This window comes from Streptomyces sp. NPDC054872 (genome assembly GCF_053610705.1).
The window spans coordinates 393,394-416,521 of sequence record NZ_JBSGYY010000002.1 but is presented as its reverse complement, the minus strand read 5'-3'; the positions used below and the strand labels follow the sequence as shown (position 1 = coordinate 416,521).

The window sequence follows — 23,128 nt, the reverse complement described above, 5'->3', positions numbered from 1 at the left end:
CGGAATTCAGACGTTGCTCTTCCCCGGCCCGGGGAAGTCCAGCCGTCCGGCGTTCGAGGACCGGGGTCCGGGGCGGAGCCCCAGCGCGGCGAAGCCGCCCAGTTACAGCCGGGAAGGGGCGGGGCGGGGGAAAAGGAAGCCCTACCAACAGCCCCGCATCCTGCGATACCCCTCCCCCAGCCCCGCCAGCTCCTCCCCCGTCAGAACATCCTCCACCCGCGCGAACCCCTCCGGAGCCCGCTCGGCCACAGTCCGCAGCACCTCGTCCACCGGCATCGCCCGATTGGCGAGCGCCACCGCGTTGGCGGGCCCCCACCGCTCCGCCTCGTAGGCGCGAAGCCCGGCCGCCCGGTCCGCCCCGGCAAGGGCCACGCACCGCGCGAGCGCCCGCGCGTCGAGCACCGCCTCCGAGCCGCCGCTCGACCCCACCGGGTACATCGGATGAGCCGCGTCGCCCAGCAGGGTCACGGATCCGCGGCCCCACCACGGCAGCGGGTCACGGTCCACCATCGGGTACTCCAGGATCCGCGCCGTCGACCCGGTCGCCGCCAGGAGCGCGGGCACGTCCAGATCCCCGATCCGCCACCCGGAGAAGTGCGGCAGGACGTCGGAGAGGCGTCCCGAACGGTTCCAGTCCACCGGTCCTGGCGACCCGTGGTGGTGGACCGGGAAACGCACCTCGGCCACCCAGTTGAGCAGCGCGCGCCCCCGCGTCTCCGCCTCCCGCGAGATCGGGTAGACGACGAGCTTCGCGGTCGCGTTGCTGCCCGCGAACGCCATCGCACGGCCGCCGAGCACCGGGTCCCACTCGGTGACGCCCCGCCACATCCGGATGCCGTTCCACAGCGGCGGCCCCTCCCCGGGGTGCAGCCGGGCCCGCACCGCCGAGTACAGGCCGTCGGCGCCGACCAGGGCCCGCACGGGCACGGCGAACTCGCGCCCGCGCCGCACGTCCCGCAGGGTCACCCGCAGCGCCCCCGACCCCTCCGGCTCCGCGTACCGCACGAAGGCCGTCCCGGTCTGGACGGCGTTCTCGCCGAGGCGGTCGCGCACCGCGTCGAGGAGGATCAGCTGCAGCGCGCCGCGGTGCAGGGAGTACTGCGGCCAGTGGTGGCCGCGCGCGAGGCCGAGCGGCTCGCCCCAGATGTAGTTGCCGTGCCGGTCGAAGTGGATCGTCTCGGCGGTCGGCACGGCCGTGGCCGCGAGTTCGGCGCCGAGGCCGAGATCCGTCAACTCCCGCACCGCGTGCGGCAGAAGGTTGATGCCGACGCCGACGGGCCGCAGCGCGTCCACCGCGTCGATGACTCGGACCCCGATGCCCGCCGCGTGCAGGCTGAGCGCGGTGGTGAGCCCGCCGATACCCGCTCCCGCGACCAGTACGTCGATCATGCGGCGCACCCCGCGCCGGGTAATCGCGCAGTTCGCGGTGACCGTCGGATTCCCATGGACGCTCCCCCCGGGGCGTGTGTCGACGCGCGGATGCTAGCGGCACCCCGGCCCGCGAACAATGCCGCGTGGCGGTCCATGGACCATGCCCGGTCACGTCCGCGGACCCACGTGGAAGGATGGCCGGAAACGCCACAAGTCGTACCTGACGTTCCTGAGGAGATGACCGCGTGCCCGGCACCAATCTGACCCGCGAAGAGGCGCAGCAGCGGGCGAAGCTGCTCACCGTTGACTCGTACGAGATCGACCTCGACCTCTCCGGCGCGCAAGAGGGCGGCACCTACCGGTCGGTGACCACGGTGCGCTTCGACTCCGCGGAGGCGGGCGCCGAGACGTTCATCGACCTGGTGGCCCCCGCGGTCCACGAGATCGTCCTGAACGGCCACTCGCTGGACGTCGCCGCCGTCTTCCGTGACGCGCGCATCGCGCTGAAGCACCTGGAGGCGGGGCCCAACGAACTCAAGGTGGTCGCCGACTGCGACTACACCAACACGGGCGAGGGCCTGCACCGGTTCGTCGACCCCGTCGACCAACAGGCCTATCTCTACACGCAGTTCGAGGTGCCCGACGCGCGCCGTGTCTTCGCGTCGTTCGAGCAGCCCGACCTGAAGGCGACGTTCCAGTTCACCGTGAAGGCGCCGTCCGGCTGGACGGTCATCTCGAATTCGCCGACCCCCGAGCCCAGCGGTGACGTCTGGGTCTTCGAGCCCACGCCGCGCATGTCCACGTACATCACGGCGCTCATCGTCGGTCCGTATCACTCGGTCCACAGCTCATACGAGGGTCCTGGGGGCCAGTCGGTTCCCCTCGGCATCTACTGCCGTCCCTCGCTGGCCGAGTTCCTCGACTCGGACGCGATCTTCGAGGTCACCCGGCAGGGCTTCGACTGGTTCCAGGAGAAGTTCGACTACGCGTACCCCTTCGCCAAGTACGACCAGCTCTTCGTGCCGGAGTTCAACGCGGGCGCGATGGAGAACGCGGGCGCGGTGACCATCCGCGACCAGTACGTGTTCCGTTCGAAGGTGACGGACGCGGCGTACGAGACGCGCGCGGAGACCATCCTCCACGAGCTGGCCCACATGTGGTTCGGCGACCTGGTGACGATGGAGTGGTGGAACGACCTGTGGCTGAACGAGTCGTTCGCCACGTACACGTCCATCGCCTGCCAGGCGTACGCGGAGAACTCGCGCTGGCCGCACTCCTGGACGACGTTCGCCAACTCCATGAAGACGTGGGCGTACCGCCAGGACCAGCTTCCCTCGACGCACCCGATCATGGCGGACATCCGCGACCTCGACGACGTGCTCGTCAACTTCGACGGCATCACGTACGCGAAGGGCGCGAGCGTCCTGAAGCAGCTCGTCGCGTACGTCGGCATGGACGAGTTCTTCCGGGGCGTGCAGGCGTACTTCAAGGCGCACGCGTTCGGCAACACGCGGCTGTCCGATCTGCTCGGCGCCCTTGAGGAGACCAGCGGGCGTGACCTGAAGACCTGGTCGAAGAAGTGGCTGGAGACGGCGGGCATCAACGTCCTGCGTCCGGTGGTGGACGTCGACACGTCCGGCAGGATCACGTCGTTCGCGGTGAAGCAGGAGGCCCCGGCGCTTCCCGCGGGCGCGAAGGGCGAGCCGACGCTGCGTCCCCACCGGATCGCGATCGGCCTGTACGACCTCGACGAGGCGAGCGGCAAGCTGCTGCGCACGGACCGCGTGGAGCTGGACGTGGACGGCGAACTGACCGCCGTGGACGAGCTGGTGGGCCGCAAGCGCCCCGCGGTGATCCTCCTGAACGACGACGACCTCTCGTACGCGAAGGTCCGCATGGACGCGGAGTCGCTCGCGTTCGTGACGGAGCACATCGGTGACTTCGAGGCGTCCCTGCCGCGGGCGCTGTCGTGGGCCTCGGCCTGGGACATGACGCGGGACGCGGAACTGCCGACGCGGGAGTACCTCTCCCTGGTCCTCTCCGGCATCGCCAAGGAGTCGGACATCGGGGTCGTCCAGTCCCTGCATCGTCAGGTGAAGCTGGCCCTCGAGCTGTACGCGGCTCCGGCGGGGCGGGACGAGGCGCTGGCCCGTTGGACGGAGGCGACGCTCTCGCACCTCCGCTCGGCGGAGCCGGGCAGCGACCACCAGCTGGCGTGGGCGCGGGCGTTCGCGTCGACGGCGCGTACGGAGGAGCAGCTGGCGCTGCTCGAGGAGCTGGTGTCGGGCAAGCAGGCCATCGAGGGCCTCGCGGTGGACACGGAGCTGCGCTGGGCCTTCGTGCACCGGCTCGCGGCGACGGGCCGGCTCGACGAGGCCGGGATCGCGGCGGAGCTCGACCGTGACAAGACGGCCGCGGGCGAGCGGCACGCGGCCTCGGCGCGGGCTGCGCGGCCCACTCCGGAGGCGAAGGCGGAGGCGTGGGCCTCCGTCGTCGAGTCCGACAAGCTCCCGAACTCGATCCAGGAGTCCGTGATCGGCGGCTTCGTCCAGACGGACCAGCGTGAACTCCTCGCGCTGTACACGGAGAAGTTCTTCGCGGCGGTCAAGGGGGCGTGGGACTCCCGTTCGCACGAGATGGCCCAGCAGATCGCGGTGGGCCTGTACCCGTCGCTCCAGGTGTCCCAGGCCACGCTGGACGCGACGGACACGTGGCTGGCCTCGTCCTCCCCGTCGGCGGCCCTGCGCCGCCTGATCACGGAGTCCAGGGCAGGCGTGGAAAGGGCCTTGCGAGCACAGTCGGCGGACGCCTAGCCCACCACCGAGGCCGGCGTCCTCTCCACCTCCGCCGGCCTCGGTTACCAGCCCGCCGCTCCGCGGCGAATGCCTCCCACCCACCCACCCGTTTACCCCGCAGCTACGGGGGGATCGGGCGGGTGGGTGGGAAAGATCCGCGCGGAGCGCGGGAAAGGGGGTGGCGGATCGCAGGCCAGGGGCCCGGGCAGCCCCGGAGCCACAGCGCACCCCCGGTGCAGAGATACTCCGCCCCCGTCCCCGCCCCGCAGGGTTACTCCGCCCCAGCCCCCCGCAGGGGAACCGCAGAGCGCAGCGCCGACAAGACCCTGCTGACCCCCGCTCCCCCCGCCGCCCCCCGGCGAACCGCCGCCACCACATGGCGGCGAGGGCGGTCGGCGGACAGTTCCCGCATCACCACCCCGTCACGGCGGACCGCCGCCATCCGTGGGACCAGGGCGACCCCCATCCCCGCCTCCACCATCGCGAGGATCGCCGTCCAGCCGGAGGCGGAATGCGCCTGCTCGGGCGTGAACCCGGCCCCCTCGCACGCCGCCCGCGTGATCTCCGACCAGGGCCCGCTGCCCCCGAAGATCCACGGCTCCCCGGCCAGATCAGCGAGCCTGAGCCCTTCCGCCGCCGCCAGCGGATGCTCCCCCGGCAGTGCCACGTCCAGCGGGTCCGCGAGCAGTGACTCCCGGGTGAAGCGCGTGTCCGCGTCCGCCGCGGCCGGCGCCGTCACCGCGAGCGAGAGGGCCACGTCCACCTCCCCCGCGGCAAGGAGCTCGTACGCCTCCGCCGCCTCCACCTCGCGCACCCGCACCGAGATCCCCGGCGCCGCGGCCCGCAGCTCCCGCACCGCGGGAACGACCAGCGCGGGCACCGCCGTCGAGAAGGCCCCGACCCGCACCTCCCCCGCCTCACCCTGCGCGTACGCCGCCAACTCCGCGTCGGCAAGCTCCAGTTGGGCGAAGACCGCCTCCGCGTGACGCAGTACGAGGTGCGCCGCGTCCGTCAGGCGGACCCGCCGCCCGTGTGCCTCGAGGAGCGGCACCCCCAGCTGCTTGGCGAGGTTGGACAGCTGCTGCGACACCGCCGACGGCGTCATCCGCAGCGTCCGCGCCGTCTCCGTGACCGTGCCCCGCTCGCTCAACGTACGCAGGATCTGCAGCTTCTTGATGTCCCACTCGCTCATGGAGTCAACGTACCGACTGGTCACGAGCGCGGATCCCACCGCCCGCACCCGCTACTTCGCGCGCGCCGCGCCCAGCACGACCCCGCCCAGGATCAGGCCCATGCACAGCACCTGCAGCCATCCCATCGCCTCGCCGAGCACCGCGAAGGAGAGCAGGGCGACGCACACCGGCTGGAGGTAGTAGATGACCCCGGCACGCGCGGCGCCGACGATCGAGATGGCCTTGTTCCAGGCGAAGAAGGCGATCGCGGACGACACGACACCCACGTACAGGAGCGGGGAGACCGTCCCGACGGTCGGCTCGAAGCCGCCCTGGACCACGAAGCTGACCACGAACACCGGGAGCAGCATCAGCGCGCCGAGCACGAACGTCGCGAAGAGGAAGGGCAGTCCGCCGATCTCCACGGGCTTCCGCTTGAGCAGCGCGCTGTACGAGCCGAAGGAGACGGCCCCCGCGATGATCCACAGGTCACCCACCGCGAAGTCCATGGAGAGCGATCCCCCGGACACCAGGACCAGGACACCCGCGCAGGCGATCAGCATGCCCGTCACCCGGCGCGCCCCGAGCTTCGCGCCGCCGAGGCGTTCGTACACCGCCATCAGGACCGGCGACGCCGCCATGATCATGCCCATGTTGCCCGCGGTGGTGGTGACGCCGGCCTGGTTGACCAGCGTGTTGTAGATGGTGACGCCGAGGAGCGAGGCGAGGAGCAGGAAGCGTATGTGCTTGCGGAGCAACGCCCGCTGCCGCCACGTCTGGCGCACCGCGAAGGGTGCCACCGCCACGATCGCGATGACCCACCGCCAGAACGCGTGCTGCACGGGCGGCACGCTGTCGGCGAGGGCACGCGAGGTGACGAAGCTGCCCGACCAGACGACGGTGGCGAGCGCCGCGAGGGCGAGACCGAGGCCGATGGGGCCCACGGCCCGCTGCGCCTTGCCCGCCGTCGGCCTCGACGCGGTGTGAAGGGGAGTCGTCCGGTCCAGGACTGTCACTGATATCCCTTGCCTCTCTCCCGGGCATCCCGGGAAACGCACGATCCCCGCCGGGGTACACACCACCCGGCGGGGATCACTTGGTTGGTTGCGGGACTACCTTCACACTCCCGCACCCATCAGGTCCATCGAATCTTTTCGAGGACTCTTTTAAGTTGTACTTAATATTTTCGATAGTCGACGCCCGTCACCCTCGGACCCCTCAAACCGCGACCTCCGCACCCCGCTCCTCCAGCGCACCCCACTCCCCCAGCGCCGCCCACACATCCCCCGCCTCCGCCTCGTCCGCCGCCCACGCCACGTACCCGTCGGGGCGGACCAGCACGGTCGTACGCCGGCTGCTCGCCCAGTGCGCCACCACCGCGCGCCCCGCTCCGTCGCCCTCCTTGTACTCCGCGCCCTCCGGAGCGATCAGCACGAACCTGCCCGCGCGCAGCGTCTCGTAGAGCCGCCCCTCCCTGAGCGCGATGTCCGGCGCGCGGCGACCGGTCATGCGGTGGGCGCCCCTCGGGGCGGGGTAGTGGTAGCCGATGCCGGTGATCTGACCGATCGCCTTCTCGCGGACCGGGCGCACGACGTCGATGAAGGACGCGAGGACGGCGCGGCCCGCGATCGACCACGGGCGCTTGGCCATCGCGAGCCGCACGATCCCGCCGCTGCTGCGCAGGACCGCCTTGCCGATGGGGTGCCGTTCGGACTGGTAGGTGTCCAGCAGGCCGTCCGAGGCGCGGCCCTGGACCGCCGCCGCCAGCTTCCAGCTCAGGTTCACCGCGTCCTGCAGTCCGGTGTTCATGCCCTGCGCGCCCGCCGGGGTGTGGACGTGCGCGGCGTCCCCGGCGAGGAAGACCCGGCCGACCCGGTACGCGGGCGCCTGGCGCTCGTCGCTGTGGAAGCGGGACATCCAGCGGGCGTCGTGCATGCCGTAGTCGCGGCCGAGCGCGAGCCGGGTGATCTCCTTGACCTCTTCGAGGTCGAGGGGCTCGCTGTCGGGGACGTTGTGCGCGCGGTTCCAGCCGATGACGCGGTAGTAGCCGTCGGCGAAGGGGGCGACGAAGGCGAAGGCGTCCCCGGCCGCGTTCACCGTGAGGACCGACGCGGGCTTCTCCGCGAGCTTCACGTCGGCGAGCACGAGCGAGCGGATGGCGGACTTCCCGGGGAAGGGCAGGCCGATCGCTTTGCGGACCGGGCTGTGCAGGCCGTCGGCGCCGACGACGTACGCGGCCCTGCATGTGCTCGACTCGCCGTCGGGACCCCGGACTTCGAGGCTCACGCCGTCCGCGTCCTGGGTGAGTCCGGTGACCTCGCACTCGAAGCGGAAGTCGACACCGGCCGCGATCGCCCGCCGCTCGAGGACCCGCTCCACCTCGTACTGCGGCAGGACCAGGAGGTGGTTGTAGCGCGAGTGCAGCTTGTCGAGGCCCACGTCGAGGTGGGCGAAGAGGCGCAGGCGGTCGAGCGTCCGGCCCTTGGCCTCCAGTTCGTCGGCGAGACCGCGCGCGTCGAGCTGTTCGAGGGTGCGGGCGTGCAGCACCAAGGCGCGCGAGAGGTTGCTGATCTCGTGCGGCCGCTTTTCGAGCAGGATGACGGGGACGCCCGCGGCTGCCAGGTCCCCGGCGAGCAGGAGCCCGGTGGGTCCGGAGCCGACGACGATCACAGCGGGGCTCGCGGTGCCGGTCGTGTCCTGTGTTCCGTTCATGACGGCCTCCTTGTGCCAACAGCTGTTGGTCAACGCTTGTTGGCTAACGTAGGACTGCCGTCATGGACTGTCAACACATGTTGGCCTACGCTTGTTGGCATGACCGAAAGTGCACCCGATTCAGCGACCCGGACAGCCGTCGGGGGACCCCCGGCGCCGCCCCGCCGCTCCGACGCGACACGCGGCGCGATCCTCGCCGCCGCCCGCGAGCGGTTCGCCTCCGACGGCTATGAAAGGGCCACCATCCGCGCCATCGCCAAAGACGCGCGGATCGATCCGTCGATGGTGATGCGCTACTACGGCAACAAGGAGGGCCTGTTCGCGGCGGCCTGCGCCATCGACCTGCTCCTGCCCGATCTCGCGGCGGTGCCGCAAGAGGCCGTAGGGCGCGCCCTGGTGACGCACTTTCTGAACGTGTGGGAGAAGGACGGCGTGCTGACGGCGATGCTCCGCGTCGGCATCACGAACACGGCGGGCGCCGAGCGGATGCAGGGCATCTTCAAGGACCAGCTGCTGCCGGTCGCACGCCGCGTCTGCCCCGATCCGGCAGAGGCCCCGAAGCGGGCCGGGCTCTGCGCCTCACAGATCCTCGGCATGGCGCTGACCCGCTACGTGCTGCGGTTCCCGCCCGCGGTCGCGCTGTCCGCCGAGGAGATGGCGGACTGGGTCGGGCCGACGGTGCAGCGGTATCTCACGGCCGCGACGCCATGACGCACGTAGGGGGCTCTTTGCCGGTATACGTACGCGTACGTACACCGGCAAAGAGCCCCCTACGGAGAACTCTGGAAGCGAAGGGGCCGGCGTCAGCCCTTCTTCTCCTGCTTGCGGGACTTGTCACCGACCATGACGAGGCCCGCGATCACCAGGAACAGCACGATGGGCGCCACGACATAGAGGCCGAGGGTGTCGATCACGCTCAGGCCGGGACCCGGGTCGTCGCCGTCGTCGCGCGTGAGCGCGAGCGCGGGGGACGACATGAGCAGCATCATCAGCGTCGTACCGGAAGCCAGGGCGCCGGCGCGCAGGGCATTCTTCTTGTCCACGGTGCCAACGTAGCGAACCGCTAAACGGGCCGCGCGCCCGGGGGTGCCGTACGGGTCCTTTCGCGGGTCCTGCCGCGGGTCCTTTCGCGGGTACGGAACACGTCCATGAACGCGTGGACGCGTGGTGACGCGGCGAGTTCCTCCAGGGTGACGGGGCGACCCTCGGCGTCGGCGATCGGCAGCCGCCAGTTCGGATACTGGTCCCAGGTGCCGGGGAGATTCTGCGGGCGGCGGTCGCCCACCGCGTCCGGCAGCCAGACGCCGATCATGCGGGCCGGGGTGGCGAGCAGGAAACGGTGGACGGCGCGGATCTCCTCCTGCTCGTGTCCGCCGCCGCCGGGCAGCATCCCGAGGCGGGAGAGCAGCGCGAGCCACTCCGACACATCGGCCGCCGCCTCGGCCCGCTCGATGGCCGCGGGGCGGGCGAGCAGGCCGAGCCTGTCCCGCAGTTGCACGTGCTCGCCGGTGATGCGGGCCGCGGTGGAGGGCAGGTCGTGGGTGGTGGCGGTGGCCAGGCAGTCCGCGCGCCAGCTTTCGGGCGGCAGCGGCCGACCCGTGCCGGCCCAGTCCCGCTCGAACCAGAGCACGGAGGTGCCGAGCACGCCGCGCCGCTCCAGGGTCTCGCGGACGCCGGACTCGACGGTGCCGAGGTCCTCGCCGATGACGAGGGCGCCCGCGCGGTGCGCCTCCAGGGTGAGGACGGCGAGCATGGCCTCCGCGTCGTACCGGACGTACGTTCCCTCGGTGGGCGCGCGGCCCTCCGGGACCCACCAGAGCCGGAAGAGCCCCATGACGTGGTCGATGCGGATCGCGCCCGCGCGGCGCAGCAGGGCGCGCAGGAGGGCGCGGTACGGGGCGTAGCCGGACTCGGCGAGGCGGTCGGGACGCCAGGGCGGCAGGCCCCAGTCCTGGCCGCGCGCGTTGAACGCGTCCGGCGGCGCGCCGGTCGACATGCCCGCGGCGAAGTGCCGTCGCTGCGCCCACGCGTCGGCTCCGGCCGGGTGCACGCCGACCGCGAGGTCGTGCACGAGGCCGATGGCCATGCCCGCGTCCCGTGCGGAGCGCTGCGCGGCGGCGAGCTGGGCGTCGGTGAGCCAGGCCAGGCGGGAGTAGAAGTCGACGCGGTCCATCAACGCGCGGCGGGCACGGGCGGCTTCGGGGGACGCGGGGTCGCGCAGGGGCGCCGGCCAGGTGTGCCAGTCGGGGCCGTACCGCTCGGCGAGCGCGCACCACGTGGCGTGGTCCTCGAGGTCCTCTCCGTGCTCGGCCAGGAAGTCGTTGTAGGCGGCGCGCCGGCCGGGGCCCAGCGGGACCTCGCGGATCAGTTCCAGGGCCTGGACCTTGAGCGCCCAGACGGCGTCACGGTCGATCAACTGGCCCTGCTGGAGGACGGATTCACGGAGAGCGGCGGCCTGCCTCGTGAGGCTCGCGGCTACGTCACGGGCTTCGCCGTCCAGGTGCGCGTACTCGGGGATGTCCTCGATCCGCAGGTGCACGGGGTCGGGGAAGCGGCGCGAGGAGGGGCGGTACGGGGAGGGGTCGGACGGCCCGTCCGAAGGCTTCGGAACCGCCGCGTGCAGGGGGTTGACCTGCACGAATCCGGCCCCCAGGGCCCGCCCGGACCAGGCCGCGAGCTCGGCGAGGTCACCGAGGTCGCCCATGCCCCAGGAGCGGCGGGAGAGGAGGGAGTAGAGCTGGACGAGAATCCCGTACGTCTTCTCGTGCGGGGGCGGCAGCCGGTGCGGGGCAACGACGAGATGCGCGACGGCCGTGCGGGCTTCGGGACCCGGGGTCGTGACGCGGACACGATGCACACCGAGCGGCAACACGGCCGCGCCCCGCGCCTCGCCGCCCCGACCACGACCGCCCTGGCCCGCCGGGCCACTGCCCGAAGGCTCCGCTGCCGGCGCCGACGGCGCGGAGGGGGTTTCTGCGGAGGGGGTTTCTACGGAGGCCGCACTCCCTGAGGCGGTGTCCACGGAGGCGGTGCCTACGGAAGCCGCACTCCCGGAAGCGGCGCCCCCGGACGCCGACCCCGCGGAGACGGTGTCCACCGAGGCCGTGCCCGCGGAAGCGGCTTCTACGGAGGCCGCACTGCCTGAGGCGGAGTCCACGGAGGCCGCACCCGCGGCGAAGATGCCCGCGGAGGCCGTGTCCGCAGAGGCCGTGTCCGTGGAAGCCGTTCCAACGAAAGCTGCACTCCCGGAGCCCGTGCCCCCGGAGACGGCGCCCCCCGTGTCCTTGTCCACCGAGGCCGTATCCGCGAGGGCCTTGTCCACCGAGGCCGTACCCGCGAAGGCCCCGTCCCTCGAGGCCCTCTCTCCGAAGCCCGGGGCCGACGGGCCCGCCCCCGGCAGCTCCCACTCAAAGCGCTCGCCCCGTTCCGTCTCCACGCTCACCCGTGTGCCGGGGGGCAACCCGGCCCAGGGCGGGGGCGTCTCGGGGCCGCCCTGCCACAGCACCACCGTCGGAGGCAGCAGGCGGGCGCTCAGCTCGGCCTCGCGGGCCGTGAGGGCGCGCCGCACCGCCTCGGGGGTGCTCGCGTCCACGTCCAGGGCGGCCAGGGCCGCGATCACCGCGGCGTCGGTGGCCGGAACCGTGCGGTCCGGGGACGGGGAGTAAGAAGTCGCCACGCCGTACAGGAGGGCGAGGCGGGAAAGTCCGGTGGGATCGGTGGGCCCGGTGGTGGGGCCGGTCGCTCCGGATCGGGCCATCTAGACCCCCATGTAGGCCAGACCCGACGCGGTGCCGGTGGAGGTGGGCTCGCTGGTCAGCGGGGCGGCGTCGGCGAGCGGAGGCTCGCTGGTCAGGGGTGCTGCGTCGGCCAGCGGGGGCTCGCTGGTCAGGGGCGGCTCGAGGCAGCCGCAGGAGCAGGATCCGTCGAGGCCCGAGTCCGGGCCGGAGACCTGTTTGGAGAGAGCGGAAAGAAGAAGATTCGCGGAAGCGGGCACGTAGAGCTCCTTGGTCAGGGGGCAGATGTCAGGGGCAGGTTCTTCGGCAGCCCTACCCAGTGCACGGGATCGCAGACATATCCGTTGTATGAACGTGCGCGCACTCACATTCGTTTCCCTGAGTGGGGGGTCGAACGCAAGATCTTCCTTCCCTCACCTTCTTCCCTCCACCTTCGGTACCCCCGTCTCTGCCCCCACCCGGGCGATACATTCCAGCCCCGCCGGACCTCGACACCGAAACCACCCACGCGTGCGACGGCGAACCCGCGTATGTCACAGGGAAGAAAACCCCCACAACACCCACGCCCGTTGACACCCCCACCACGCGAGTGGTGGGCTCAGTGACACCCTGAGACAACAGACGCACCACACGTGATCACCGGCATGAAGGACGCGAGGAGAGGGCCGTGCAACTGCGGCGCAGGAAAGGCGCGGCGGCCATCGCCGTCGCCGTCATCGCGGGCGCACTTTCCGGCGCCCCCGGCGCCGTCGCCGCCCCCGGCCTCCCCGGAAAGCCCGGGACCCCCGCGACCTCCCCGGACGACGACCGGGAGAGTGACGGCACCCTCCCCCCGGTCTGGCCCCGCCCCCAGTCGATGACCGCGGCCGGGACCCCGGTCACCGTCACCGACGAGGTCGTGCTTGCCACCGGCAAGGATCCCGATCCGTACGCCATGGACGCCCTGCGCGCCCTGCTCCGCGACGCGGGCGCCGGCGAGATCACCGAGGTGAAGGACGGCGACCAGCTCCCGGCGGGTGGCGGGAAGCTCGTCATCCGCGCCGAAGGCATCGGCGCCGACCAGGCGCTGCGCACCCTCGGAGCCCGCGCCCGCGGCGACCTCCCCTCCGGCGGCTACCGTCTCGCGGTGGGCCGGATCGGCGGCCAGGACACCATCGCCCTCGCGGGAGCCGGCAGCGACGGCCTCTTCCACGGCGTACAGACCCTGCGCCAGCTGCTCACCGAGCGCGCCGGCGGCACCACCGTCCCCGGGGTCCAGATCCGCGACTGGCCCGGCACCGCGGTCCGCGGCATGACGGAAGGGTTCTACGGCACCCCGTGGACCCGCGAGCAGCGCCTGGACCAGCTGGACTTCATGGGGCGCACGAAGCAGAACCGCTACCTCTACGCGCCCGGCGACGACCTCTACCGCCAGGCGCGCTGGCGCGAGCCGTACCCCGCCGGCCAGCGCGCCGACTTCCGCGCCCTGGCCGAGCGGGCCGAGCGCAATCACGTGACGCTCGCCTGGGCCGTCGCCCCCGGCCAGGCCATGTGCATGTCGTCCGACAAGGACATCAAGGCCCTGAACCGCAAGATCGACGCGATGTGGGCCCTGGGCGTACGCGCCTTCCAGCTGCAGTTCCAGGACGTCAGTTACAGCGAGTGGCACTGCGGAGCCGACGCCGAGGCCTTCGGTTCGGGGCCCGATGCCGCCGCGAAGGCGCAGGCGCGCGTCGCCAACGCGGTCTCCGCGCATCTGGCCGAGCGCCACCCCGGCGCGAAGCCGCTCTCGCTGATGCCCACGGAGTACTACCAGAACGGCTCCACGGAGTACCGCGACGCCATCGCGGCCGAGCTCGATGAGCGCGTCGAGGTGGCGTGGACCGGCGTCGGCGTGGTCCCCAAGACCATCACCGGGCGTGAACTGGCGGGCGTCCGGAAGGCGTTCGGCTCGCACCCGCTCGTGACGATGGACAACTACCCCGTCAACGACTTCGCGCAGGACCGTATCTTCCTGGGCCCCTACACCGGCCGTGAACCCGCCGTGGCCACCGGCTCCGCGGCGCTGCTCGGCAACGCCATGGAGCAGCCCTCCGCCTCGCGCATCCCGCTGTTCACCGCCGCCGACTACGCGTGGAACCCGCGCGCCTACCGCCCGCACGAGTCCTGGCTCGCCGCGATCGACGACCTCTCGGGCGGTGACGCGAAGGCCCGGGGCGCCCTGCGGGCCCTCGCGGGCAATGACGCCTCGTCCGTCCTCAGCGCCGACGAATCGGCGTACCTGCGTCCGCTCATGGACGACTTCTGGCGGGCGCGCACGACGACGGACACCGCCCGCGTCGAGAAGACGGGCCAGGCCCTGCGGGATGCCTTCACCGTCATGAAGGAGGCTCCGCGGCGCCTCGCCGACAGCGACCTCGACACCGAGGTGGGGCCCTGGGTGGAGCAGTTGGCTCGCTACGGGGAGGCCGGCGAGACGGCGGTCGACATGCTGCGCGCGCAGTCCACCGGCGACGGCGCCGCCGCCTGGCGCGCCTCGCGCACCCTGTCGGGCCTCCAGAAGGACCTCAAGGCCTCCCGCGTGACCGTCGGCAAGGGCGTCCTCGCCCCCTTCCTGACGCGGGCCCAGAAGGCGTACGGATCGTGGGCGGGGCTCGACGGTGATGAGGCGTCGGACCGCGCGACGGTTCGGACCCCCCGCGCCCGCCCTCTCACGGCGGTGACGGCGCTGACCGACCCCGGTACCAAGGGCAGCATCGAGGCGCACATCCCCGGCGAGGGCTGGCGCCGCGTCGGCGCCCTGTCCGGCACGGGCTTCACCGAGGCCAAGCCTTCCGGGTCCGCCAAGTCCGGGGACACCGCCCTGCGGGCCGACGCCGTCCGTGTCACGGTCACCGAGGGCACCGTCCGCCACGTCGTCCCCTGGTACGCCGACTCCCCCGCCGCCCGCTTCTCCCTGGCCCGCACCGAGGCCGACGTGGAGATCGGCGGCGGCCCGCAGCGGATCACCGCGGAGCTGACGTCCCTGCGCCCCGGCGACGTAGAGGGCCGCGTCACCGCGAAGGCGCCCAAGGGCGTCCAGGTGCGCACCCCGGAGAAGTCGACGCTGCCGCGCGGCACGCGTGTGGACGTCCCGGTCGACGTCACCGTCCCCACGGGCACGCGCGCGGGGACGTACGAGATCCCGGTCACCTTCGACGGCCAGACCCGCACGGTCTCGGTCCGCGCCTACCCCCGCACGGACGGCCCCGACCTGGCGCGCGGCGCGAAGGCGTCGTCATCGGGCGACGAGACGAAGGACTTCCCCGCGTCGGGCGCCAACGACGGCGACCCGAAGACCCGCTGGTCGTCGCCGGTGGAGGACGGCGCCTGGTGGCAGCTGGAGCTCGCGGAGCCGGTCAGGCTCGGCCAGGTCGTCCTGCGCTGGCAGGACGCGTACGCGGCGGGCTACCGCGTGCAGACCTCCGCCGACGGCAAGACCTGGCGCACGGCGGCCACCGTCAAGGACGGCAAGGGAGGCCGCGAGACGGTCCGCATGGACGCCCGTGACACCCGCTACATCCGCGTCCAGGGCGACAAGCGGGCCACACGCTTCGGCTATTCGCTCTGGTCGGTGGAGGCGTACGCCGTGGCCGCGGCCGCCGGGGACTGACGGCGGCCGACGGCCACGCACAGGCCCCGTGCCGGCGGCCACGTACAACAAAGCCCGGATCGATTACTAGGCAGAAATGCCGTCGATCCGGGCCATCGCGTCGTCCGCGCCGAACGGCTGCAAGTACGGCAGCCAGCGCGGATCCCTGTGCCCGGTCCCGATGATGCGCCACGCGAGCCCCGAGGGCGGCGCGGGCTTGTGACGCAGGCGCCACCCCAGCTCCAGGAGATGACGGTCCGCCTTGGTGTGGTTGCAGCGGCGGCAGGACGCCACCACGTTCTCCCAGGCGTGCTGACCGCCACGGCTCTTCGGAATGACGTGGTCGACGCTGGTTGCGACGCCACCGCAGTACATGCACCGACCGCCGTCGCGGGCGAAGAGCGCCCGCCTGGTCAGAGGAACGGGCCCCCTGTAAGGGACCCGGACGAACCGCTTGAGGCGGACCACGCTGGGTGCGGGGACAGTGCGCGTTGCGCTGTGCATGAAGGCGCCGGATTCCTCGAGGCAGAGAGCCTTGTTCTCCAGGACGAGGACGAGCGCGCGGCGGAGCGGTACGACGCCCAGAGGCTCGTACGACGCATTGAGGACCAGGACGTGCGGCACGGATGCCTCCTATTACGCCGGCGGCGCGTGGCTCGCGCCGGGACGATCTGTAGCCAGTCTCCCCTCATGCCTGGTCCAAGCGCCACCATGTGCTCGTAACGGGCTCGGAGTGTTTTCGACCACACATGGACCACACCCTCATCTTCCCCAGGTGAGCACCGTCTCTCCCTCGAACATCACAACGATCCACACACAATGCCCCGTTAGTGTGGTGTCTCTGCCCGGTGCATCTCCTGGGCAGGCCGCTATGCCTGGAGGTACCTGCCGTGTTCCTGTCCGTCCTGTCAGCAGCCGGAACGGACCCGGACGACAAGCCGACGCCGAAGCCCCCGACCCTGGAAGACGCCCAGGAGCACGCGACGAACGCAGCGAGCTGGGTCGAGCAGAACTGGTCGGCGTGGCTGGGCATCGGGCTCCGCATCCTGCTGATCGTCGCCGTGGCCATCGTCCTGCGCGTGGTCATCCGGCGCTCGATCACCAAGCTCATAGAACGCATGAACCGCACGGCCCAGTCCGTGAACGGCACCGCGCTCGGCGGCCTCCTGGTGAACGTGGAGCGCCGCCGCCAGCGCTCGCAGGCCATAGGTTCGGTGCTGCGCTCGGTGGCGTCGTTCCTGATCCTCGGCACCGCCGCGCTCATGATTCTCGGCACATTCCAGATCAACCTCGCCCCGCTGCTCGCCTCGGCGGGTGTGGCGGGCGTGGCGATCGGTTTCGGCGCCCGCAACCTGGTCACGGACTTCCTCTCCGGTGTCTTCATGATCCTGGAGGACCAGTACGGCGTGGGCGACTCGATCGACGCGGGCGTGGCGTCCGGCGAGGTCATCGAGGTGGGCCTGCGCGTGACCAAGCTGCGCGGCGACAACGGCGAGATCTGGTACGTCCGCAACGGCGAGGTCAAGCGCATCGGCAACCTCAGCCAGGGCTGGTCCACGGCGGGCGTCGACGTCACCGTCCGCCCGGACGAGGACCTGGAGAAGGTCAAGGAGAAGCTGGTCGAGGTCGGCGAGGCCATGGCCAAGGACGAGCCGTGGAACGAGCGCCTGTGGGGCCCGGTGGAGGTCCTCGGCCTGGACAGCGTCCTGCTCGACTCGATGGTCGTACGCGTCTCCGCGAAGACGATGCCCGGCAACGCCCTCGGCGTGGAGCGCGAGCTGCGCTGGCGCATCAAGCGGGCCTTCGACGAAGCGGGCATCCGCATCGTGGGCGGCCTCCCGCTCCAGGCCATGGAGGAGGCGGCGGCGGACCCGTCGGCAGCCGTCGCGGCCCCGTCGGCCTACGCGTCGGCGACCTCCCCGCAGTCCCTGGCCGCCTCCCCGATAACCCCGCCGCCGAACCTGTCGAAGTAGCGGCGGCGGGGGCCTCACGCCCGCTTGTAGTAGTACCCCTCGCCGTGGGAGGGGCCCACGTTGTGCTGGATGCCGCTGCCGTTGATGGTGAAGTACGAGGGGTCGAGCGTCGGGTGGCAGTAGGCGGGCCTGTTCCCGACGAAGCTGGCCGTCCCGACGTTGATGCGGCTGCCCTGGCTCGTCGTCGACGTCACCTTCGCGGCGTACGTGCAGGCGGTCTGCTGGTCGAGGACCAGGCGGACGGAGCCGCTCCCGGAAATGGTCACCTTGTCCGGCTGACCGATGTTGTAGTCGCCGCCGAACCGCCAGGTGTCGGCGAAGAACGACGGGACGGCGCCCCCGCTGTCCGAGCCTCCCCCGTCGGAACCGGACCCTGAACCCGAGTCACCCGAGCCCGCGCCGCTCGACGAGCCCGCGTCGGAGTCGCTGCCGGACGAGCCTCCGGGTGACGTGCCGCCGCCCTCGCCGGAGCCCGCGTCACTGTCCGAGGAGCCTGCGGAGCCCTTGGAGTCCTCTCCGCCTCGGCCGTCGGCCGCGCTCTCCCCGTCCTTGCCGTCCGCCCCGTCCGTGCCGTTCTCGTCCTTCTCCCCCTTCTCGTCGCCCTTGCCCTCGCCGCCCTTGTCCCCCTTGCCGTCCTCGGCCGTTGAGCCGCTGGGGGACGCGTCCTGGCCCGGCGCCGCCGGGGAGCTGCTTGACGGGGGCGACGCCTGGTCGCCGCTGTCGCCGCCGAACGGCTGCATCACCACGAACGTGCCGCCTCCCACGGAGAGGACGGCGACCACCGGGAGCCCGATCAACAGCGGGCGGCGGCGCCGGGCCCGCTTGCTCTCCTCGGCGGCGGTGCCCGCCGGGGCGTCACCGGACGCGGCCACCGCCACGACCTCGGGAATGCCCGGCTCCGCGCGCAGCCGCGCCGTCTCCCGGTCGGGGACCTCGGCGGCGGGCGGCGCCTCCTCGCGCACCGGCGCCGCCGCCTCCGCGTCCAGGAGCCGGGCCGCCTGCTGGGCGAGGCGCGTCACGACATCGGCGGGCAGCCACGACGCCGCCGGCAAGGGGCGGGTCCGCTCCGGGTCTGCCAACAGCTCGTCCACGGTCGGACGTTCGTCGGGGTTCTTGGCCAGGCAGCGGCCGATGAGCGTACGCAGTCCGTCGTCGCGCACCTTGGCGAGATCGGGTTCGGCCTCGACGATCTGGTACATCACGGCGTGCTGGTTGGTGACCCCGTGCCCGAAGGGCAGGACACCCGTGGCCGCGTACGTGAGCACGCAGCCCAGCGTGAACACGTCGCTCCTGGGGCCCGCGCTCTGGCCGCGGATCTGCTCGGGGGCCATGAAGCCCGGCGAGCCGATGACCATGCCGGTGCTGGTCAGGAGCGACTCGACGGACGAGGTCCGCATGGCGCGGGCGATGCCGAAGTCGATGACGCGGGGGCCGTCGACGGTGAGCATCACGTTCGACGGCTTGAGGTCGCGGTGGACGATCCCGGCCGTGTGGATGTCCTGGAGCGCGTGCAGCAGGCCGTCGGCGAGGGCGTGGACGGACGCCGCCGGGAGCGGACCATGGCCGCGTACGACTTGTTCGAGGGAGAGGCCGGGGACGTACCCCGTGGCCACCCAGGGATGCCCGGCGTCCGGGTCCGAGTCGAGTACGGGCGCGGTGTAGCGCTCGCCGACGCGCCGCGCGGCGTCGATCTCCCGGCGGAAACGAGCCCTGAACTGGGCGTTCGTGACGTGCTCTTCGTGGACGACCTTCACCGCGACGGTGCGGCCGCTCTCGGAACGGGCGAGGTAGACCCGCCCCATTCCGCCCGCCCCGAGCCGCCCGAGCAAAAGATAGGGCCCTATCCGGGGCGGATCGCCCGCCGTGAGCGGCTTGATGCCTCCCTCGGTGTCCTCGGGGCCCCCGGCACCCTCGTCGGCGTGGCCCCCGCCGGTCGCACTGCTCATGGTGGTCTTGTCCCCCGGTTGTCCTGACTGGTCGGTCGAACAGACGTGAGGATATGCGCCGGAGATCTCTCCGGTGAAGCGCGGTGCCCCGCAACTGAGCGGCGGTCAGGTCGAGTTCCCGGCCCGCTGCGGACCTTCCGGCCGAGCGCCTCAAGTGCACCCTGTGCAACGCCCGTCCCGCCAGGTAACGACTTGGTTGCCGCGGAGGCGTCCGCTATTGACGCCCTCTTCGCGCCGGTCGTACCGTCCTCACGAATTGGAAAGTTTCCTAACAGTTAGCGGCCGGCCAAAAGTAAGGTGACGTCATGGCAGCAGCGGGCAGCACTCCGGGCACCCCGAGCGTCCTGCGTGCCATGAACGACCGGGCCGTGCTGGACCTCCTCGTCGCGCACGGCCCCCTCACCCGCACCCGCATCGGCGAGCTGACCGGGCTGTCCAAGCCCACCACCTCCCAGCTCCTCGGGCGCCTGGAGGCGGCCGGGCTCGTGCACACCACCGGCAGCCTGAGCGGACGGCCGGGGCCCAACGCCCTGCTGTACGAGATCGACCCGGGCGCCGGCCACGTCGCCGCGCTGTCCGCCGACCCCACCGGGATCACGGCGCTCGTCGCCGACATCACGGGCACCGTCCTCGGCAGGGAGCGCGTGGAGGCCGAAGCCGTCGCCGAGGACGTGCGCCACCGCACCGCCCAGCTCGTCGCGGAGGCCGTCGACGGCGCCCTGCGCCAGGCGGGGCTCGGGCACGAGGATCTGCGGGCCGCCGTCATCGGTACCCCGGGCGCCATCGACCCGCACACCGGCGCCCTGCGGTACGCACCGCACCTGCCGGGCTGGCACTCGAGGACGCTGCGCGACGATCTCGCCGCCGTCCTCGGCACCCCCGTCGTCATCGAGAACGACGTGAATCTGGCCGCCGTCGCCGAGCAGTACGAGGGCGCCGCCCAGGATCACGACAACTACGTGCTGACCTGGCTCGACGAAGGCGTCGGTGCCGCCATCGTGCTCGGCGGCACCCTGCTGCGCGGCGCGACCGGCGGTGCGGGCGAGATCGGCTACATGCCGCTGCCGGGTGCTCCGCTGCTGCGCGGTGACACGCGGGGCGGGGGCGGTGGCGGCTTCGAGAGCCTCGTCTCCGCGTACGTCGTGCGGGAACTCACCGGCGGTGGGGCGACGTTGGCGCAGGTCATGGCCGACGACGCCGCGCTCGGTGAGGTCGCCCGGCGGATCGCCACCGGCATCGCCGCCGTGGTCGCCGTCGTCGACCCCGAACTCGTCGTGCTCTCCGGCTCGGTGGCCCAGGCGGGCGGCGACAAGCTGCGCGCCCGGGTCGAGGAGGAGCTGACCGGGCTCGCGATCCCCCGCCCGCAGATCCGCATCAGTGAACTCGACGGCGACCCGATCCTCACCGGCGCCCTGCGCTCGGCTCTCACCCAGGCCCGCGACCAGGTCTTCGACACGGCCTGAGCCGGCCCGGCCCCCGCACCTCCCCCACCTCACCTCCCCTCCCCGTAAAGGAAGTCCGCCATGCCGCGATGGCGCATGCCCACCTGCGCGTCCGCGGCGCTCGCCGCAGCCGGTCTCCTGCTCTCCGGCTGCGCCAACCCGAGCGTCGGCAGCGCGAACGACGACCCGACCGCACCGGTCACCCTGAAGTTCTGGCACGGCTGGTCGACACCCGGCGAGGTCAAGGCCGTCGACGACAGCATCGCCCGCTTCGAGAAACTGCACCCGAACATCGACGTGCAGGCCACCGGCAACGTCTCCGACGAGACCGTCAACCAGGCCCTGCGGGCGGGCGGCGACAAGGCCCCGGACGTGGTGTCCTCCTTCACCACCAACAACGTGGGCCAGTACTGCGACTCCGGGATGTGGGCGGACCTCGACCCGTTCATGAAGAAGACCGGTCTGGACAAGGAGAAGGTCTTCCCCAAGACGCTTCTCGACTACACCAGTTACCGGGGCAACCAGTGCGCCCTGCCGCTGCTCGCCGACGCCTTCGGCATGTACTACAACAAGGACGCCTACAAGAAGGCGGGGATCACGCGGCCTCCGCGCACGATGTCCGAGTTCAAAGAGGTCTCCGAGAAGCTGACCGTGCGCAGCGGCAGGAACTCGTACAAGCAGGTCGGGTATCTGCCCAACTTCCGCTTCTACCAGAACAGTCCGGACCGCCTCTTCGCCCAGTGGGGGCCGAAGTACTTCGACGCCGACGGCGACGCGCGGCTCGCGGACGATCCCGCCACGTACGAGTTCTTCAAGACCGCCCGGCAACTCGCCGCCGCACAGGGCGGCTTCGACGACCTGGAGCGGTTCCGGCTGACCTTCGGCGACGAGATGTCCAGCCAGAACGCCTTCCTGACCGGCAAGGTCGCCATGCACCTGGACGGCGAGTGGCGCGGCCTGATGCTGGACGAGGCGAAGGCGAAGTTCGACTGGGGCGTGGCCCCGCTGCCGGTCCCCGACGACCAGGCCGACACCTACGGGCGCGGCTACATCACCGGCACCGTCGCCGGTATCGCGCACAGCAGCAAGCACCAGAACGCCGCGTGGGAACTGGTGCGGTTCCTGACCGCGGACACCAAGCAGGTCGTGAACTTCGCGAACGCCATCCACAACGTGCCCTCCACGTTCGCGGCGCTCAAGTCCCCCGACCTGGACGCCGATCCGACGTTCCGGACCTTCTTCGACATCCTGGAGAACAAGCACAGCGAGGCCCTCCCGCCCTCCGTCAACGGCGGCGCCTATGTCGTCTCGCTGCAGGACTTCGGCTACTCCGTGGAGGCCGGACGCGTGGGCGACCTGCGCAAGGGCCTGAAGAAGCTCGACGAGCAGATCGACGCCGACACCCTCCAGTCGAAGAGCTGAGGACCCCCGCCATGGCCATGACCCTCTCCCGTCCCGCGCGCCGCAGACTGCGCACGCTCGGTTTCCTCTCCCCCTGGCTCGTGGGCTTCAGCGTCTTCTTCGCGTACCCGCTGATCGCCACCGTCTACTTCTCGTTCATGCACTACAACCAGATCAAGGAGCCCTCGTTCGTGGGCCTCCGCAACTGGAAGTACGTGTTCGAGCAGATGCCGCTGTTCGGTCCCGCCCTGTGGAACACCCTGTGGCTGGTCGTGATCATGGTGGCCCTGCGGGTGGTCTTCGGGCTCTCGCTCGGGCTGCTGATCACGAAGATCAAGACGGGCCCCGGGCTCTTCCGCACCGCCTTCTACCTCCCGTACCTCGCCCCGCCTGTGGCCGCCACCGTCGCCTTCGTCTTCCTGCTCAACCCGGGCACGGGCCCGGTGAACGAGATCCTGGGCACGGTCGGGATCTCCGGGCCCAACTGGTTCAACGACCCGGACACCGCCAAACCCTCGCTCGTGCTGCTCTCCCTGTGGGGCATCGGCGACCTCATGGTCATCTTCATGGCGGCGCTGCTCGACGTCCCGAAGGAGCAGTACGAGGCCGCGGATCTGGACGGCGCCGGAGCGTTCGCCAAGTTCCGCTACGTCACCTGGCCGGCGATCACGCCCATCGTGATGTTCGCGGTGGTCACGGGCGTCGTGCAGACCATGCAGTACTACACGCAGGCCCTGGTCGCGGGGAAGGTCGCCTCCGGTGTCAACATCGGCCCCGGCTCGGTGATCCAGCCCGGCTATCCGGACCACTCGACCCTCACGGTCCCCCAGCTCGTCTACCAGATGGGCTTCCAGAACTTCAACACCGGCGCCGCGTGCGTGCTCTCGCTCGTGCTCTTCGCCATCGCCATGGCCGTCACGCTGCTCCTGATGCGCAAGCGCTCCGGGCTGCTCTCGGCGGAGGACTGAGGAC

General features: G+C 71.6%; 16 protein-coding genes. 7 read left to right on the top strand and 9 right to left on the bottom strand.

The window, feature by feature from the left end:
• Positions 1–141: 141 nt before the first annotated feature.
• Positions 142–1,389: a flavin-dependent oxidoreductase gene (locus ACWGIH_RS03985; RefSeq protein WP_453452572.1), complete on the bottom strand. Its 1,248-nt coding sequence runs from the start codon at positions 1,387–1,389 to the stop codon at positions 142–144.
• A gap of 227 nt (positions 1,390–1,616) precedes the next feature.
• Between ACWGIH_RS03985 and pepN the strand changes: the two genes are divergently transcribed.
• Entirely contained in the window at positions 1,617–4,184 is a 2,568-nt protein-coding gene (pepN, locus tag ACWGIH_RS03980) for an aminopeptidase N (RefSeq protein WP_453452574.1), read from the top strand.
• 253 nt (positions 4,185–4,437) lie between these two features.
• On the opposite strand, the gene ACWGIH_RS03975 is transcribed toward pepN, so the two are convergent.
• The 3 genes from ACWGIH_RS03975 to ACWGIH_RS03965 all read right to left on the bottom strand — a co-directional run bounded on the left by ACWGIH_RS03975 (position 4,438) and on the right by ACWGIH_RS03965 (position 8,050).
• The gene (locus ACWGIH_RS03975) at positions 4,438–5,358 is read right to left on the bottom strand and encodes a LysR family transcriptional regulator (RefSeq protein ID WP_453452576.1); all 921 of its coding nucleotides are present in this window, start codon (positions 5,356–5,358) and stop codon (positions 4,438–4,440) included.
• Between the two features lie 51 nt (positions 5,359–5,409).
• On the bottom strand, positions 5,410–6,354 hold the full coding sequence (locus ACWGIH_RS03970; RefSeq protein ID WP_453452578.1) for a DMT family transporter: 945 nt from the start codon (positions 6,352–6,354) through the stop codon (positions 5,410–5,412).
• A 202-nt stretch (positions 6,355–6,556) separates the two neighbouring features.
• Positions 6,557–8,050, bottom strand: coding sequence for an FAD-dependent monooxygenase (locus tag ACWGIH_RS03965; RefSeq protein WP_453452579.1), 1,494 nt, complete (start codon positions 8,048–8,050; stop codon positions 6,557–6,559).
• A gap of 99 nt (positions 8,051–8,149) precedes the next feature.
• Here ACWGIH_RS03965 and ACWGIH_RS03960 point away from each other — a divergent pair, with 99 nt between their 5' ends.
• On the top strand, positions 8,150–8,761 hold the full coding sequence (locus tag ACWGIH_RS03960; RefSeq protein WP_453452581.1) for a TetR/AcrR family transcriptional regulator: 612 nt from the start codon (positions 8,150–8,152) through the stop codon (positions 8,759–8,761).
• Positions 8,762–8,853: 92 nt separating this feature from the next.
• Here the strand turns inward: ACWGIH_RS03960 and ACWGIH_RS03955 are convergent, their stop codons facing one another.
• The 3 genes from ACWGIH_RS03955 to ACWGIH_RS03945 form a co-directional block, all read right to left on the bottom strand.
• Positions 8,854–9,093 (bottom strand): hypothetical protein, encoded by a 240-nt coding sequence (locus tag ACWGIH_RS03955; RefSeq protein WP_365816897.1) that lies wholly within the window; start codon positions 9,091–9,093, stop codon positions 8,854–8,856.
• 20 nt (positions 9,094–9,113) lie between these two features.
• On the bottom strand, positions 9,114–11,231 hold the full coding sequence (gene malQ, locus ACWGIH_RS03950) for a 4-alpha-glucanotransferase (RefSeq protein WP_453444534.1): 2,118 nt from the start codon (positions 11,229–11,231) through the stop codon (positions 9,114–9,116).
• A 576-nt stretch (positions 11,232–11,807) separates the two neighbouring features.
• A complete protein-coding gene (locus ACWGIH_RS03945; RefSeq protein ID WP_160505071.1) occupies positions 11,808–12,044 on the bottom strand; it encodes a hypothetical protein in 237 nt (78 codons plus the stop codon).
• Between the two features lie 407 nt (positions 12,045–12,451).
• On the opposite strand from ACWGIH_RS03945, the gene ACWGIH_RS03940 reads away from it, so the two are divergent.
• Complete coding sequence (locus tag ACWGIH_RS03940; protein WP_453444524.1) at positions 12,452–15,415, top strand: beta-N-acetylglucosaminidase domain-containing protein; 2,964 nt, start codon at positions 12,452–12,454, stop codon at positions 15,413–15,415.
• Between the two features lie 66 nt (positions 15,416–15,481).
• Here ACWGIH_RS03940 and ACWGIH_RS03935 read toward each other — a convergent pair whose 3' ends face one another.
• Positions 15,482–16,018, bottom strand: a complete 537-nt coding sequence (locus tag ACWGIH_RS03935; RefSeq protein WP_190080400.1) for an HNH endonuclease — start codon at positions 16,016–16,018, stop codon at positions 15,482–15,484.
• A 266-nt stretch (positions 16,019–16,284) separates the two neighbouring features.
• Between ACWGIH_RS03935 and ACWGIH_RS03930 the strand changes: the two genes are divergently transcribed.
• Positions 16,285–17,367 carry a mechanosensitive ion channel family protein gene (locus ACWGIH_RS03930; protein ID WP_453444521.1) on the top strand — a complete coding sequence of 361 codons (1,083 nt, stop codon included), beginning with the start codon at positions 16,285–16,287 and terminating at the stop codon, positions 17,365–17,367.
• A 14-nt stretch (positions 17,368–17,381) separates the two neighbouring features.
• Here the strand turns inward: ACWGIH_RS03930 and ACWGIH_RS03925 are convergent, their stop codons facing one another.
• On the bottom strand, positions 17,382–19,313 hold the full coding sequence (locus ACWGIH_RS03925) for a serine/threonine-protein kinase (protein WP_453444520.1): 1,932 nt from the start codon (positions 19,311–19,313) through the stop codon (positions 17,382–17,384).
• A 305-nt stretch (positions 19,314–19,618) separates the two neighbouring features.
• On the opposite strand from ACWGIH_RS03925, the gene ACWGIH_RS03920 reads away from it, so the two are divergent.
• From ACWGIH_RS03920 to ACWGIH_RS03910, 3 genes are read left to right on the top strand one after another with little or no spacing between them, the layout of a single operon-like run.
• Positions 19,619–20,776 carry an ROK family transcriptional regulator gene (locus ACWGIH_RS03920; RefSeq protein ID WP_453444518.1) on the top strand — a complete coding sequence of 386 codons (1,158 nt, stop codon included), beginning with the start codon at positions 19,619–19,621 and terminating at the stop codon, positions 20,774–20,776.
• A 60-nt stretch (positions 20,777–20,836) separates the two neighbouring features.
• Positions 20,837–22,177 carry an ABC transporter substrate-binding protein gene (locus ACWGIH_RS03915; RefSeq protein WP_453444517.1) on the top strand — a complete coding sequence of 447 codons (1,341 nt, stop codon included), beginning with the start codon at positions 20,837–20,839 and terminating at the stop codon, positions 22,175–22,177.
• Positions 22,178–22,188: 11 nt separating this feature from the next.
• Complete coding sequence (locus ACWGIH_RS03910; protein WP_453444515.1) at positions 22,189–23,124, top strand: carbohydrate ABC transporter permease; 936 nt, start codon at positions 22,189–22,191, stop codon at positions 23,122–23,124.
• Positions 23,125–23,128: the final 4 nt, after the last annotated feature.